11 protein-coding genes are annotated in these 15,687 nt (G+C 45.4%); 7 read left to right on the top strand and 4 right to left on the bottom strand.

The window, feature by feature from the left end:
- Positions 1 to 9 precede the first annotated feature (9 nt).
- Positions 10 to 4,947, bottom strand: a complete 4,938-nt coding sequence (locus GVN20_RS20595) for a C25 family cysteine peptidase (RefSeq protein ID WP_166560164.1) — start codon at positions 4,945 to 4,947, stop codon at positions 10 to 12.
- A 287-nt stretch (positions 4,948 to 5,234) separates the two neighbouring features.
- Here GVN20_RS20595 and GVN20_RS20590 point away from each other — a divergent pair, with 287 nt between their 5' ends.
- Positions 5,235 to 6,413 carry an acetyl-CoA C-acyltransferase gene (locus GVN20_RS20590; protein ID WP_166560163.1) on the top strand — a complete coding sequence of 393 codons (1,179 nt, stop codon included), beginning with the start codon at positions 5,235 to 5,237 and terminating at the stop codon, positions 6,411 to 6,413.
- 79 nt (positions 6,414 to 6,492) lie between these two features.
- Here GVN20_RS20590 and GVN20_RS20585 read toward each other — a convergent pair whose 3' ends face one another.
- Both GVN20_RS20585 and GVN20_RS20580 read right to left on the bottom strand, forming a co-directional pair.
- Positions 6,493 to 6,876, bottom strand: a complete 384-nt coding sequence (locus GVN20_RS20585) for a RidA family protein (protein WP_166560162.1) — start codon at positions 6,874 to 6,876, stop codon at positions 6,493 to 6,495.
- Positions 6,877 to 6,909: 33 nt separating this feature from the next.
- The gene (locus GVN20_RS20580) at positions 6,910 to 7,629 is read right to left on the bottom strand and encodes a pyridoxine 5'-phosphate synthase (protein WP_166560161.1); all 720 of its coding nucleotides are present in this window, start codon (positions 7,627 to 7,629) and stop codon (positions 6,910 to 6,912) included.
- Positions 7,630 to 7,849: 220 nt separating this feature from the next.
- On the opposite strand from GVN20_RS20580, the gene GVN20_RS20575 reads away from it, so the two are divergent.
- The 3 genes from GVN20_RS20575 to GVN20_RS20565 all read left to right on the top strand — a co-directional run bounded on the left by GVN20_RS20575 (position 7,850) and on the right by GVN20_RS20565 (position 10,882).
- Complete coding sequence (locus GVN20_RS20575) at positions 7,850 to 8,560, top strand: esterase family protein (RefSeq protein ID WP_166560160.1); 711 nt, start codon at positions 7,850 to 7,852, stop codon at positions 8,558 to 8,560.
- 72 nt (positions 8,561 to 8,632) lie between these two features.
- Entirely contained in the window at positions 8,633 to 9,703 is a 1,071-nt protein-coding gene (locus tag GVN20_RS20570) for a RimK family alpha-L-glutamate ligase (RefSeq protein ID WP_166560159.1), read from the top strand.
- An 81-nt stretch (positions 9,704 to 9,784) separates the two neighbouring features.
- Positions 9,785 to 10,882 carry a carboxylate-amine ligase gene (locus GVN20_RS20565; protein ID WP_114069089.1) on the top strand — a complete coding sequence of 366 codons (1,098 nt, stop codon included), beginning with the start codon at positions 9,785 to 9,787 and terminating at the stop codon, positions 10,880 to 10,882.
- Positions 10,883 to 10,969: 87 nt separating this feature from the next.
- On the opposite strand, the gene GVN20_RS20560 is transcribed toward GVN20_RS20565, so the two are convergent.
- On the bottom strand, positions 10,970 to 11,992 hold the full coding sequence (locus tag GVN20_RS20560; protein ID WP_166560158.1) for an acyl-CoA reductase: 1,023 nt from the start codon (positions 11,990 to 11,992) through the stop codon (positions 10,970 to 10,972).
- A 133-nt stretch (positions 11,993 to 12,125) separates the two neighbouring features.
- On the opposite strand from GVN20_RS20560, the gene GVN20_RS20555 reads away from it, so the two are divergent.
- The 3 genes from GVN20_RS20555 to GVN20_RS20545 all read left to right on the top strand — a co-directional run bounded on the left by GVN20_RS20555 (position 12,126) and on the right by GVN20_RS20545 (position 15,563).
- Positions 12,126 to 12,473, top strand: a complete 348-nt coding sequence (locus tag GVN20_RS20555; RefSeq protein ID WP_166560157.1) for a 4Fe-4S binding protein — start codon at positions 12,126 to 12,128, stop codon at positions 12,471 to 12,473.
- A gap of 411 nt (positions 12,474 to 12,884) precedes the next feature.
- Positions 12,885 to 14,126, top strand: coding sequence for a porin (locus tag GVN20_RS20550; RefSeq protein WP_229599138.1), 1,242 nt, complete (start codon positions 12,885 to 12,887; stop codon positions 14,124 to 14,126).
- 114 nt (positions 14,127 to 14,240) lie between these two features.
- Entirely contained in the window at positions 14,241 to 15,563 is a 1,323-nt protein-coding gene (locus GVN20_RS20545) for an ammonium transporter (RefSeq protein WP_166560155.1), read from the top strand.
- Positions 15,564 to 15,687 lie beyond the last annotated feature (124 nt).

The raw sequence follows: 15,687 nt of genomic DNA, 5'->3' as shown, positions 1-15,687 counted from the left end.
AACAATGCATTACCGCAACAACACCAACTTACCTGTTGTTTTCACTCCTTCGCCCAAAGTAAGTTCTTTGCCGTCTTTTTTGACCGTAACTCGGTATAGATAGGTGCCCATCGCCAATCCTGCGGTGGTGTTCCAAATCCATTCGTTGGCTCCTATGCGAGGCGTAAGACTTACCTCTTTGACAATCCGACCCTCTATATCAGCAACGACAATGGTGGCTTCGGTAGGAGCTTCTTTTCCCGAAATCGTAAATGCAAAACGTAGAAAATCTTGAAAAGGATTCGGGTTGGCCTCAACGCTTATAATCCTTTGTTCATTAATGACCCTAAAGGTAATTTGATACAGGCCTGTACGGTTGTTGGTGGCATCAGCTCCCTGTACTTGCAACGTGTACAGTCCGTCGGGAAGCGTGCCAGGGCGGTATTCGATACGTACTACATTTTGGTTGTTGGCGGGCGTGAATCTAAGGCCAGGATTCGTAAAACTGATGCGCTGAAACGTACTTTGACCCGGGCGCTGGAGAAACACATCAATACCAACCGTGTCGCGCTTAAACAGAAACTTATTTTCATCTTTAAGCTGCACCACAATCAGTGGATTGGCCGAAACTACTTCTCCGTCTTTGATGCGCTGGTCGTCGAAGGCTACATCCAGTACAGGCGCCAATCGGTCTGCAATTACGGTGTAAGGAAGATTGACGACATTGTTGGCATAGCTTTGTTCGGGTTGCCGTCGCGGGTTAAAATTGACCAGTAAACGATTATCACCGCCACGGCCCAAGGTCGGGAGCGATACCGTAAAAGAGGTTTCCTGATTGGGGGCGAGTTTAGCCAGTTTTTTTTCGGTGATTTGAGGTGTGCCGCTGGGGCCGAAAATCGTTTGCTGTACCACCACGGAATCTTGAAACGCTACGTTGGAGACGTTTTTGAAAGCTACATTCACCGTCAATATTTCTCCTTCCTGTCGCTCAATCACGCCGCTGAGATTAGAAGTAGCGCTCCCCTCGGCAACGGGCGTATACATGACGAGCCAATTGCGAAGCTGGGCGGGAGTAGTAATATTGACGTCAGGATTTGTTAACCGCAAGCGTAACCGTAAGAAAGGATAACGGCGAGCGTCGATGGTTTTTAAGTCCAATGACTTATTGGCTGATTGATTGACCAACAAGGGTGTTTCTTTTCCGTTCAAATCCACACCTAGCACCGTTAGGGTTGATTGTTGGGTATTGACAATGGATTGTTGGTTGGTAAGTGAAGCCCAACTACTGGCTGGACCAATGAGTGAGGATGTAATTTGTCCCGTTGATTTGGTGCTTTTTAAGGTAAACCCATCCAAGGTCAGTGTCTTAATGCTAGGGGCTATATCGTTGGGGTCGGTGGACAACTCTAGGGCGGGTTTGTTGGCTCCCTTTTGAAGAATGAGCAGATTTGGGCTACGCAAAATAGTTTCGTTGACCCCCAAAGCTTTCAATTTAGCGATTTCGGAGGAGGGCCATTGGTCAAAACGAACAGCACCGACCGACATAAGGACAATCCAATCGCCGTTGGGGACTGCATCAATCCATTTGCTGAACAGTTGATTGTTAATGATTTCGGGCTGACGAAGCGTGTTCATGACGTAAGGCGGGTTGCCGCAATTTCGGCTTGGCATGACCGAATACGCCTGAAGATTGTCGCGGTGCAGGGCCGTTACGACGATATTTGCTTCGGCATTGGCTCCTTGAAAGGTGCTACAATTGCTTTGGGCCACAAATAAAATGTCGCTGATAGTGAGCTGATTCACCTGATGCCCCTGATTAAACCCACCTACCGAACTTCCTGCCACCACCGCCTTTATGGGCACCGCAATGGGAGTGTAGTTCCAGGTGGGTTGTGACGTTAGAGAAATGTTAATGTCGAGTGGGGTAGCTTTGGTAAACTGTACGGCTTGCCGCTGAGTCCAGCCTTCGCCCGCGTTTTGGATATAAGTGAAAGAACTTTCACTCCATACGTTGTCACTTCCGGCGGGGCGGTCGGCATAGCGGATACGCCAAAAATAAGTGAGGCTGTCGCGAGAAAGTAACGCTACTTTCCAACTAGGCAGTAGGGTTGCTGTGACATTTTGTGAGCGTTTAAAAGGGCTATCAAAACGAGCGGTGGTGTCAAGTTCAATGGTATAATTTCGGCTGGCGTTATCGATGTGTTGTGCCAACAACTGTACTGTCGGTATTCCGTTTTCTGCGGAAGAAACAATGGCATATTCTGCGGGTATCAGAGGGTACGCACCAGCTACGGGCAGAGCGATTTCGACGGCTGCCATATTATTCGACTTGTTCATTTCGACAAGTGTATTGGTAGGGTCCAACGTCACTTCAAAACGATTGAGTCCATTTTGGTTACGGTCGCTTGGGATGTGAAACAGCAAGGTGTCCTGATAAGTCACGGAGGGAAAAGTAGCCTCAAATACTTGCACGGCTCCGTCGCGGGTAGTACGGGTGAGGCGAACGGGAAGTTTTTCGTTACGGTAAAGTCCCAAATTTGAAACCACTACCCGTACTTCCAATGAATCGCTCAAAGGCCCAATTGCGCTTCCGTTTTTACCTTTTACGCTGATTCCCTGACTTATTACGGCATAATCGGGTTGTTTGGTTGGAAACAATACTACGGCGGGGTCGCCTTGCAAGGTCATTTGTTGTGCATCTGCCTGATAAATAGGGTCATTGGGGAGTTTGGCTAATGTTTTGCGCATGATTTGTTGGTGCACTTCCCCAAACGGGCGGCTCAGATTGGTGCTGTCGCCGAGAAGGGTTTCATAAAAAGTGCTGGCAAAGTCACGGAGCGAGTGAACAAAGGCATAGTTGGAATGGGCCAAAAATAGAATGGCGCCTCGGTCTTTGGCTCCTACCCAATCAATGGGAAAAGTATTGGAACCGAAGGTGAAATTACCCAATACACAGCCATTGGCATAGACCAACGGATAGCGTCCTTTGTTGCGAAATCCTAGTACATCATCCGAGACATGTCCAATGTTGATATCAGTTACCTGCAAACTGGAATGGCCAAAAAGCGTAATGATGCCTGCTCCTTCGTTGACTTCATTGGCGATACCAACGTACTCAACTGCTTCGTCTGTTTTTTTGGTGATGGTAGTGACACGCGCCCCCAAATATTGGCGTTGGGCTTTTTGTTTAAAGCCATTCATGATTTGCAAAAATTGACCTTGCTCGAACAATGTAGTACCGCCGCTGAGGTGAAGTACATTTTTGCGCCAAAGAGCGTTCATGGGCGTAGCTTCATGTTCACGTACTTTTTCCAAATAATTCAGTACGGTTAGTGGGCTATCGGTCCAAAGTCGCCCCGTGGGAATGGCGGCAAGGAGTTGGGGTTGCCCTTTGAGTCCATGAGAAAAAAGATTATCGGACCCTGGCCAACCAAACGACGGTACCATATCGACTTGACTGCGAGTAGGTTTGGTGCGATTAAAGTCTACCTGCTCGGTGCGGCCAATAATGAATAAAAAGCGAGGGTTGCCTTTGTCGGCCATAAACTGGATAAAACGGCGAATAGCCAACGGACTGAATTCACCGTAGTTAAATTGATTCACTAAGAAATCAGTATCCACGGTCAGGGTGTCATAACGCCCACCTGCGATGGATGATCGATAGCCGCCGAATTGTTTGGCTGCACTTGCCAGATTGCGATGCGTGACGATGAGATAATTGGCTTTGGTAGCGTCTATATTCCGAAAACCAACGCGTTGAATACTTGGTACGGAGAGAACCGTGCGCGTAGCAAAAAGCGTTTTGGCGGTGTTTGTCCCGCGAACAACGGCCTTCAGGGTAGAATTTTCAAGTGTGGTGCCGATGCGAACGATGTTCTTTTTATCCGTGATGTCAAACAAACGAACTTCGTTTACAGAGTTGGGGATTTCAAGGTAAGATTTGCCAACGGCACTTGGGTTAAGGTAAAAATATTTCTGGGTTTTATTCTGTAAATCAAAACGTTGTGGATAGCGCAAGCGGTAATACGTGATGCTGTATACATCTTCTGCTTGCTCAGGAAAAGTGCCGCGTGAGGTGGTGGAAATAGAAATTCGGTTACTGTCGAGCGATACATCCGAAAACGCAATTTCTCTTTGTACTAAGAGTGCATTTTGGTGGTTAAACCGTACGGTATCCACCAACCGATTGGCTACGGGGCTGCTTCCTACCTTAATTTCCACAAAATGCAGGCGATGGTCGCGCCCCATCAAATGAAGTTCGAGTTGGGGTTTAAAACTGGTACGAACGGGGTGTTCTAGTTGAATTCGTTTGGAAACGACCGCGTTTTTGTAAAGTTCAGGACCTGACCAGCCTTCACCAAAGTCATAATACGAATGTTGAGCGCCCTGCGATGTCCCCAACGGGTACATCAGCCCTTCCGACATACCTACGTAGTTATAGCTTGCAATGTTAGAAATCAACAAATCTTCGCGGTGAAATGCCTCTGGCGTTAGGTTGGAGGTATTTTGTTCCTGATACGAAGCCATGCGCTTTCCGGGCTGCCCATCCAAACGCCAAGTGATAAAATAAGCCGTGGTGTCGGTGTACAAATTGTAGATTTTGTGGGGTTGGGCACTGTGCGGAATGTACAGCAAAGAGTCTTGGGTTCCGTCGTTTCCTTCTCCGTAAAACTCCAGATAATCAGCTTCATCCCATTTTCCATCGGCCTCTCCCTGTATCCAAATGGCCTGCTCTTCACCCCGGAAAAACAGCTGCATCGAAATTGGATTGGTTGTTCCTACTGGAAACCCCGCTTGGCGTAATTCGGCCGTTGAAATTTTATAAATGCCTTTTTGCGCAATCGGAATCTTAAAATACGTTTGCTGATGATTGATCCATTCGTTGCCATAGGTGGTTTGGGCGTGGGTGGATAAAACGAAATGGGTGAAAAAGAATATGCTGATAACAGCCGCTAACCTAACTCGCATCTGATTGTATGTTACGGATTTACCTCTGCCGGTAGAAACGGATGCAATTTACTCCAGAAATAGTAAAAATCCTGTAAGTGGAGAGGAGGATTTTAGAGATGTTAACGAAAGGTGATAGAAGAGATGTGTTGAGGTTTGACTTCATCGAAGTCAAACCTCAACAGGTTCCTTTGCTAAGAATAAAACTAAATGATAAAAAATAATTTGTTATGCTTGCAGAGTATTTTTTGCAAAAAAAATGTTTGTTTTGTAGTAAATAATTTCAAATTGAGAAACAACCTTAAACCATGAACGCATATATTGTAGCCGGATACCGCTCGGCGGTGGGCAAAGCCCCCAAAGGTACTTTCCGTTTTACACGCCCCGATGACCTCGGAGCCGAAGTAATCAAACACATGATGGCACAATTGCCAGCGTTGGACCCTGCTCGCGTGGACGACCTCATCGTAGGCAATGCCGTGCCTGAAGCGGAGCAGGGAATGCAGATTGCCCGCTATATTTCGCTATTGGCCTTGCCCAAAAGCGTGCCCGGTTTTACCATCAACCGTTATTGTGGCTCAGGAGTAGAAGCCATTGCCCTTGCGGCGGCCAAAATCCACGCTGGTTTTGCCGATTGTATTGTGGCGGGTGGGGTAGAGTCTATGTCGATGGTGCCCACAACGGGTTGGAAAATGGCGCTTAACTATGAAATCGCCAAAGAACACGCCGATTACTATATTGGTATGGGACTGACGGCAGAGCAGGTGGCCAATCAATTTAAAATCAGTCGAGAAGACCAAGATGCTTTTGCGTTGGCATCGCACCAAAAAGCACTTGCCGCGCAGGCAGCGGGCAAATTTGATAGTCAGATTGTGCCAATTACCGTCAAAGAGACTTATTTTGACGTCAATAGTGGCAAAAAGAAAAACAAAGAATACGTAGTCACCCAAGATGAAGGGCCTCGTGCAGATACCACCTTGGAAGCACTGGCGCGCTTGAAGCCCGTTTTTGCGGCGGGTGGTAGTGTTACGGCAGGAAATTCATCCCAAACTTCCGACGGAGCTGCTTTTGTGGTCGTGATGTCAGAAAAGATGGTCAATGAGCTGAATCTCAAACCCGTGGCCCGTATGATGTCGTACGCATCGGCGGGTGTGGAGCCGCGTATTATGGGCATTGGGCCCGTGGCGGCGATTCCTATTGCGCTCAAACAAGCTGGATTGCAGCTGGCGGATATTGACCAAATTGAGTTAAACGAAGCCTTTGCAGCACAATCATTGGCGGTCATTCGAGAGTTGGGCATTGACCCGACCAAGTTAAATCCAAATGGCGGAGCCATTGCGTTGGGGCACGCGTTGGGTTCAACGGGTGCGCGTTTGTCGGTGCAGTTGTTCAATGAAATGCGCCTCCGCAATCAAAAATACGGCATGGTTACGGCCTGCGTGGGCGGTGGACAAGGCGTAGCAGGAATTTATGAATTCCTGAATTAAGGTATTCAGTCTTATAAAGTTTTAGACTGAATACCAATTTTTCAGTCTAAAACTTTCCAAGGCTGACCTTGTGATTGTATTAGTCATTTACCGCAATCACTGAGATTTCTACGTTGACATCTTTTGGCAAACGTGCCACTTCGACGGTCTCGCGGGCGGGGTACTGATCCGTAAAAAATTGACCGTATACTTCGTTGACTTTAGTGAAGTTGTTCATATCCTTCAAAAAAATTCCCGTCTTAACGACATTGGAGAAGTCGAGTCCTGCCTCATTCAAAATGGCTTTGATGTTGAGCATTACCTGACGAGCTTCGTCTTCAATCGTTCCGTTGACCAACGCGCCCGTGGCAGGGTCAATGGGGATTTGGCCAGAAACATACAGTGTATCTCCAACCATTACAGCCTGGGAATAAGGGCCAATCGGCGCGGGAGCGGCGTTGGTAAAGATTATTTTTTTGGGCATGACTTTTGGGTTTGAAATGAAAGACAATAGATGTTAGACGTCCAATTCACGCAAATACATCTGGATGGTATTTTCTAGCCCATAATAAAGGGCGTCGCAAATGAGAGCGTGGCCGATGGAGACTTCATCCAAATGCGGAATTTGTTCTTTTAAATAACGTAAATTTTCGAGGCTCAAATCGTGGCCTGCGTTCAATCCCAGCCCCACTTCCTGCGCTACTTTGGCGGCTTTTACGTAAGGAGCTACGGCTTTTTCGCGATTTTCGGGGTATTCCGTGGCGTATGGCTCGGTGTATAGTTCAACGCGGTCAGCGCCGCAAATTTTGGCCCCTTCTACCATTGCCTCGATAGGGTCTACAAACACAGAAACCCGAATGCCAGCACCTTTGAAAATCTGTACCAAGTCGGTAAGGCGGTCGCGGTGCGTGATGGTATCCCAACCTGCGTTGGAGGTGATAGCCCCTAGCGCGTCGGGAACGAGCGTCACTTGGGCGGGGCGGGTGGCGAGTACGAGTTCAATGAATTTAAGCTCGGTAGGATTTCCTTCAATGTTGAACTCTGTCGTTACCACTTGTTTCAAATCCAGTACGTCTTGGTAACGAATGTGGCGTTCGTCGGGACGGGGGTGTACCGTAATGCCTTGAGCACCAAATGCTTCGCAATCGAGGGCGGTTTTGACAACGTTGGGATTGTTGCCTCCGCGTGAATTGCGCAGAGTGGCTATTTTGTTGATATTTACGCTGAGGCGAGTCATTTTTGATCGAATATTTTAGTGTCGTTGGGCGTTGAAATGAGGGAGTAAAGCCGTATTTTAAAGTATGCTTATGCCCGTTATTCTAACTTTCAACGCATCATAATGGTTTCAAAAGTATTCGGAAATAGTCTTTTACACAATTTTTGGGACAGAATCTTGTTATTCTCACTTTTTGTCTATATTTCGACAAATTATTACCACGTTAAACACTTTATCAATCTTGAAAGAAACCTATCAAAAATGGTATTCGCCCACGTTGGGCCGGGATATTGAAATGCTCGTGATAGGGCATTGGGGGTATCCCATTCTCCTGTTCCCGACGTCGATGGGCAGGTACTACCAAAACAAAGAGTTTGGGCTAACTGATTCGGTACGAGGGTTTGTTGACGCAGGGAAAATAAAACTGTACCTAATCGACGGAATCGACGAAGATAGTTGGTACGCCAAGCATTTACCGCCGGCGGTCCGGGCGCATAACCATTCCGTCTATGACCGTTTTTTGAACGACGAACTGGTGCCTTCGATTCGCCGTGAAGCCAATGTGGATAAAATCGCGGTGGCAGGATGTAGCTTTGGGGGCTATCATGCACTCAATTTTGCTTTCAAACACCCCGATAAAGTGGCTTATATGATTAGCATGAGCGGGGCTTTTGACATCCGTAATTTTGTAGAAGGCCACCACGATGATACCGTTTACTTCAATAATCCCGTTGATTTTATCCACAACGAAGAAGCATGGAAGTTCCATCATATGAAAATTGTGCTAGGGACTTCGGAATGGGATATTTGCCTTGATGCCAATATCCAGATGTCTAATCTTCTGAAAAACAAAGGGATTCCGCACTGGTTGGACATTCGAGGCTGGGACAAACACGATTGGCCACTTTGGAACAGGATGTTTCCCGAATACGTGTCTCAAATGGGGCTATAAATCAGTCTATCTTGCAAATAATTGTCATCTAAAAATCACACTAACCGCGCCGGGGCATCCGGTGATTCATTTATGAAAAAAATAGGAATACTTCATGGAATGGAAAATACATTCCCCCAAGCTTTTGTTGAACGGGTCAACCAATTAGATGGTAAAAATATTATTGCAGAGCCAGTACTAATTGATCGGGTAGTACAGGGAGAAGCCACTGACTACGCCGTCATTATCGACCGTATTTCGCAGGATGTGCCTTTTTATCGGGCGTTTCTTAAAAATGCCGCGCTTTGCGGCACCGCGGTTATCAACAACCCGTTTTGGTGGAGTGCCGATGAGAAGTTTTTTAATAATGCGCTAGCCGTGAAACTAGGTGTGCCAGTGCCAAATACGGTATTGATGCCTTCCAAAGAACGTCCGACCGATACTTCAGAAACTTCATTTCGTAACCTGAAAATGCCGATGGCCTGGGGAGAAATGTTTGAATACGTGGGTTTTCCAGCCTACATGAAACCCCACGCGGGCGGAGGGTGGAAAAGCGTCTATAAAATCCATGATATGGATGATTTGTGGAACAAACACGCCGAAACCGAACAGTTGGTGATGATGCTGCAAAGTGAGGTTACCTTTGAAGATTATTATCGTTGCTATTGTTTGGGTGGTAAATACGTCCACATCATGCCGTATGAGCCGCGCAATCCTCACCACCTTCGCTACGCTACGCAGCCCAAAACCACGGGTGAGGCCCATAAAAAACTCATTGCTACGATTACTGATTATGTATTGCGTCTCAACAAAGCCCTCGGGTATGATTTTAATACCGTAGAATTTGCCGTACATGATGGCATTCCGTACGCCATTGATTTTTGTAATCCTGCGCCCGATGCCGACATTCATTCCGTAGGACAGGAAAACTTTGATTGGATTGTTGAAAACGCCGCTAAAATGGCCATCGAAAAAGCAAAAGCGCATAAAGAAGGCAAAACCAACCTTACGTGGGGTAGTTTTGTGCGCACTTCGGCCATGAATTTGCCGATTGCAAATTTGGCCAAGGGCGATGTCGAACCCACCGAAGAGGCTCCCAAAAAAGCTGCGCCCAAAAAGGCAAAAGACGAAGAACCAGCTAAAAAAGCGCCCAAGAAAAAATAAGTTTATTGTTTGCTGTTGGTACGGCGGTGCTAGGCTCATCGGCGTACCAACCGCAAACGGCATCCTGTAAACTCATCTGCTATGCCCCTTTTTACACTCGGAATTGAGGAAGAATTTCAGACAATAGACCCTGAAACTCGTGGGCTGCGCTCCCACATGTCGAAGATTGTAGAGGATGGTAAAATCATTCTTAAAGAGCGCGTTACGGCCGAAATGCACCAGTCGGTCGTGGAAGTAGGAACCAATATTTGTACCAATATTCAGGAGGCGCGTCAGGAGGTGACGTACTTGCGGAAGATGATCATTGATTTGGCAGCGCAGCAAAATCTTAAGATTGCGGCGGCGGGTACGCACCCTTTTTCTGATTGGCAGGATGAGCTGATTACGCCCAATCCGCGCTACGATAAGCTTATCGAAGAAATGCGTGACGTGGCGCGTGGCAACTTGATTTTTGGGTTGCATGTTCACATTGGTATTCCTGACCGGGACACGGGGGTCAAACTTATCAATTCATTGACGTACTTTTTGCCGCATATTTATGCACTTTCTACCAATTCGCCTTTTTGGTGCGGACGCAATACGGGTTTTAAATCGTATCGCTCAAAAGTATTTGACAAGTTTCCTCGAACGGGTATTCCCGAATATTTTGAAACGGCGCACGATTACGACGATTACGTAAACCTGCTCGTTAAAACGGGGTGCATCGACAACGGCAAAAAGATTTGGTGGGACCTGCGCCTGCATCCTTTCTATAATACCATCGAATACCGCGTCTGTGATATTCCGATGCGGGCCGATGAAACCATCTGTTTGGCGGCGCTCATGCAGGCGTTGGTGGTGAAGATTTATAAGTTGATGAGCAAAAACCTCAACTTTCAGCATTATCGCAAAATCCTTATCAACGAAAACAAGTGGCGGGCGGCTCGTTACGGAATTCACGGCAAACTCATTGATTTTGGCCGTAAAGAAGAAGTTCCTTATTATAACTTGGCGCAAGAGCTGCTTGAGTTTGTGGATGATGTGGTTGACGACCTCGGTAGTCGAAAAGAGGTAGAATACATTCACAAAATTCTGGAAATGGGTACTGGAGCCGACCGTCAGTTGGCGGTATGGGAAGCCACGCAGGATTTTACTCGGGTAGTGGATTACATTGTGCAAGAAACTGCCTATGGATTGTAATGAAGGAATTGGCCTTCAGAATGAGAGAATAAAAAGTTTTCGGCCATTCGGGTTCTTTTTTGAAAAAAATCCGAATGGCCGAAATAATTATAAGCTGGTCAAAAAAGCCATCGTATCTACCCCATCGGCGTAGTCATACAAAGACGGTTTTTGAGCTTCCCCCAATGGAAGACTTGACGGGAAGTGACCTTCTTTGGACACAATGCACTGGATCTTTTCAGAATGAGCTTCCAATTTTGATTTTAGGTCGTGGGCATTGGCGTAATATTCAAAAAACAGCACCGAAATAGGCGAAACCAACGATTCGGTTTCCCGGAGCATCAAAAAACCATTGTCGAGGTGCGGCTCCCGGTTGACGAGATACACCGATTTGTTGTATTCATAATTATTAAAATACTTATGATGGTTTCTAAAAAAGTCGAGTTGCGGCTCGATGGCTTCATAAAATTTAGAAAAATCATAGCCTGTGGGAACAAAGATTTTGGAGACATTGCGGCAGCCGAGGCCAAAATAGGAGTAAACATCTCTTCCCAATCCCATCAATTCTTCGTTTGTTTCTTCGCCCGTCAAAATTCCGACCGATGTACGGTTGCGACGAATAAGGTGCGGTTTCTTGGAAAAATAGTATTCAAAATAGCGGGAGGTGTTGTCGCTGCCCGTGGCAATGTAGGCATCAGCGGCGTTTAAACGTTCGGCAAGGGTGATGCGTTGAGCCAAGGCGGGTGCTATTTCAGTCAATTTTTCAATCAAAAACAGCATCAAGACGCGGTCGTCGGTGCTGAGTTTGGCCATAAGGTGATGACCGCTGAGGAGTACGCTCAGTAAATCATGAAAACCAACGGCGGGAATATTTCCAGCCATGACCACCCCGATTTTTTTGGGGACAAAATCAGGCTGCCATGACTGTAATTGATAGGTACTGAGCCAAGTTCGAAGTTTTTCTTCGTTGAGGTATTCTTCTCCGATGGCCTTCAGTGCATGGGTAACAAAGTCAGGAATGAACCAATGATTTTGTGAATATGCCTTAAAGACAACGTCTTCTATGGCATTGGAGGTGAGGATTTTGCCCAGCTCAACAAAGGGTGCTATGTGTTCGGTGCTATTATTCATTGAAATATTTATGGGAAAAGTACAAAAAATCAAAGAATTATGATTTTTATGACCCAACCGAAACTTTAAATAATTAAATTTGTTTTTTGATTACAAGTGCAAATATCCCAAAACTAAACGATACAGTGCAATTATGGCAATCATGATTACTGACGAATGCATCAACTGCGGTGCATGCGAGCCGGAATGTCCGAATACTGCAATATACGAAGGTGGCGTAGAATGGACATACGCAGGTGGTACTCATTTGGAAGAAGTTGACTATGGTGATGGTACCGTTGTAGACGCCAAAGTAAAACAAGCACCTATTTCAAACGAATTTTACTACATTGTTACTGATAAGTGTACTGAATGTATGGGTTTTCATGAGGAGCCGCAATGCGCCGCTGTTTGTCCCGTAGATTGTTGTGTGGCCGATCCAGAAAATGTAGAGGATGAAGAAACATTGCTTGCCAAGAAAGCGTGGATGCACGGTGAATAACCCAATGTCTTTTAAATAAGAGGAAAGTTCCTTCAATCTAAGCCCCTGAGATTTCTCAGGGGCTTTTTTTGTGCGCTTTATGCCGATTTTGATTTAATAATTTAAGGATGTTTCGAATGGCCAAGTTGAAATAAAATATAATTATTCAAATGTTTTGTTTACATATTGTTGAAGTAGTGGGCAAATAATATTTTGAGATTATTTAATAATGCAGAATAAAACTAAAAGTTGTATTTTTTTAATAATAAATTAAATTTATCAATAATATTAAGTATAAAACTGCGGAAATATTAAATTTTTATGAAAAATTACTTAAAAAACGAACCAAAAATTTGGATTTTTATAAAAATAAGTCAAAGTTTGTATCGGAAAACAAAACCACTCAATACCCACCTTAAACAAAATAATATTATGAAAAAATTTAATTTACTTGTTTTATGTTTGTTTGCAACCTTTTTGGCTTTTCCTAAGGGAAATGCAGGTGGAAAAACAGATGGTAAGAAAGAAGAAAGTAAATCAGAAACTAAAGTAGAAACCAAAACAGAAGGAGAAGAAGAGAAAAAAGGCACTTTTACTTTTTCGGGTTATATTGATTCCTACTACATTGGCAATTTCAACAAGCCAGCTTCACGTTCAAACTTGGGTGCTTATTATGCTCGGGCATTTGATCAAAAATCAGGACAGTTCTCTTTGGGTTTGGTGCAAACCAAAATGCAGTATAGCAATGATAAGTCGGATGTGGTGGTAGATTTGGCATTCGGACCAAACGCCGACCTGGGAAACTACGGTAACGTACTGGGTGCTTTGGGCAGCAACACAAACACGGCTTTAGCCATTAAGCAAGCTTACTTTAACTGGAAAGCTTCAAGCAAGTTTACGCTTACGGCGGGTCAGTTTGGTACCCACATCGGTTATGAAGTAATTGATGCGCCTGTTAACTTCAACTATTCATTGTCAAATCTTTTCAATAACGGCCCATTCTACCACATTGGAGTAAAAGCTAACTATGCTTTTTCTGATAAAGTATCGTTGATGTTGGGTCTTGTCAACAACGTTGACAATTTGAATGATAACAACCGCAAAAAAGGTCTTATCTCTCAATTGTTTATCAATCCTGCTAAAGGCTGGAACGTATACCTTAACTTCATCAACAGCAATGAAGCCAGCCCTGATGACAACGGAAACACTCCTGATGCGCACTACAGAGTGTTAGATTTGACCACTTCTTATCAGGCTACTGACAAGCTCTTGGTTGGATTGAACGCTGCTTACGGTTCACAAAAAGGTGATTATCAAGGTGCAGGTGGCCCAACTACAGCGCAAACATGGGGCGGTGCTGCGGGTTACTTCAACGTTGCGGCCAGCGATATATTCAGTATCGGAGCGCGTTATGAGTATTTTGACAATAGTAGCGGTGTTCGTGCCCTGCTTAACAAAAAAGGAGAAGGTACTTCTGTAAATTCATTGACTTTGACTGGTAACTTCACTTTGGCCGATGGTCACTTGCTCATAAAACCTGAGTTCCGTTTGGATGCTTACAAGAAGGTGAGCGGCACTAGCGAAGCAAAAAATCAGCAATTTGAGGATGAAAACGGTGATTTTACCAAGAGTTCACAATCAACCCTTGGATTGGCTTTCATCTATAAGTTTTAGTACACTCGGTAAACCGTAACAGGTAGTCAGTATAGATTGTCGGTCAATCTGCTGACTACCCGCTACCAATTCCTACTTAATAAAACGTACAACCAAAACCAGTCAAGTAACTTTATGAAAAAGTACATCCCACTCGTAATTTTGTTGGGCGTGAGCCTTTTGGGGATTCTGATGCCTGCCATCCCTACCCAAATTGTGACCGAAGGTCTCAACTCAGGCGACATCGCCTGGATGCTCGTTGCCACGGCATTCGTTCTCCTAATGACTCCCGGCTTAGCGTATTTCTACGGAGGTATGGTTAACCACAAAAACGTAATTTCGACCATGTTGCAGAGCTTTATTGCCATGGGCGTAATCAGCATTGTTTGGGTGGTTGTTGGTTTCAGCCTTGCATTCGGTGATTCAATCGGAGGTTGGGTTGGAAATCCGCTGACATTCTTTATGTTCAAAGGTGTATTGGATGGCAAGCCTTGGTCACTGGCTCCTACCATTCCATTGGCATTGTTTGCATTTTTCCAGTTGAAATTCGCCGTTATTACTCCTGCGCTCGTTACGGGTTCGTTGGCTGAGCGTATCAAATTTCGCTCTTACATCCTTTTCATGGTGCTTTTCAGCATTTTCGTTTATGCACCTTTGGCGCACTGGACTTGGCACCCTGATGGTTTCCTTTTCAAATTAGGCGTATTAGATTTTGCGGGTGGTACCGTTGTTCACATGTCGGCTGGTTGGGCTGCTTTGGCGGGTGCTTTGTACTTGAAGCGTCGTCGGTCACACGTAGAAGCTAATTTCTTACCTCCAGCCAATATTCCTTATGTATTGTTAGGTACAGGTTTGCTTTGGTTCGGATGGTTTGGTTTCAACGCTGGTTCGGCGGTAGGGTCAGGTCCATTGGCCGTTTCAGCCTTGGCTGCTACCAACACCGCTGCTGCTGCTGCTGGTTTGGCTTGGGTTCTTTTTGATACTGCCAAAGGCAAAAAACCTTCCGCTTTAGGATTTTCAATCGGTGCGGTAGTTGGTTTAGTGGCCATTACCCCTGCTTGTGGTTTCGTAACCATTCCTCAGTCTATCTTTATCGGTGCTATTTCTTCAATGGTATCAAACTATTTGGCACACCTTCGTACCAAAACTACCTTGGATGACACGCTTGATGTATTCCCTTGCCACGGTGTAGGCGGTATGATGGGTATGTTGATGACAGGTATCTTTGCTTCTAAGGGTGTAAACTCGGCCGTTGTTGATGAAGGTTTGGCATATGGCACGTTTACGTTGTTCAAAAATCACTTGATTGCTTTGGTATTGGTTTCCGTCTTTGCGTTCGTGATGTCATACGTTATCCTGAAAGTAACTGACCTTATTGAGCCACTTCGTGTATCTGAAGAAGACGAAAAAGTTGGTTTGGACATCAGCCAGCACGATGAGTTTTTAGTTGAAGCTTAGTAATTCTCGCGGTTCATATCATCTAAATAATGACAATGAACAAGGGATGAATAAATATACCAACAAGACCACAGAGGGTTAGCCCTATTGACTGTGGTTTTGTTGTACTCGTTGAAGCTATCGG

This window comes from Runella sp. CRIBMP, assembly GCF_009905605.1.
In the GTDB taxonomy this organism is placed as follows: domain Bacteria; phylum Bacteroidota; class Bacteroidia; order Cytophagales; family Spirosomataceae; genus Runella.
This window is presented reverse-complemented; position numbering and strand designations above follow the sequence as displayed.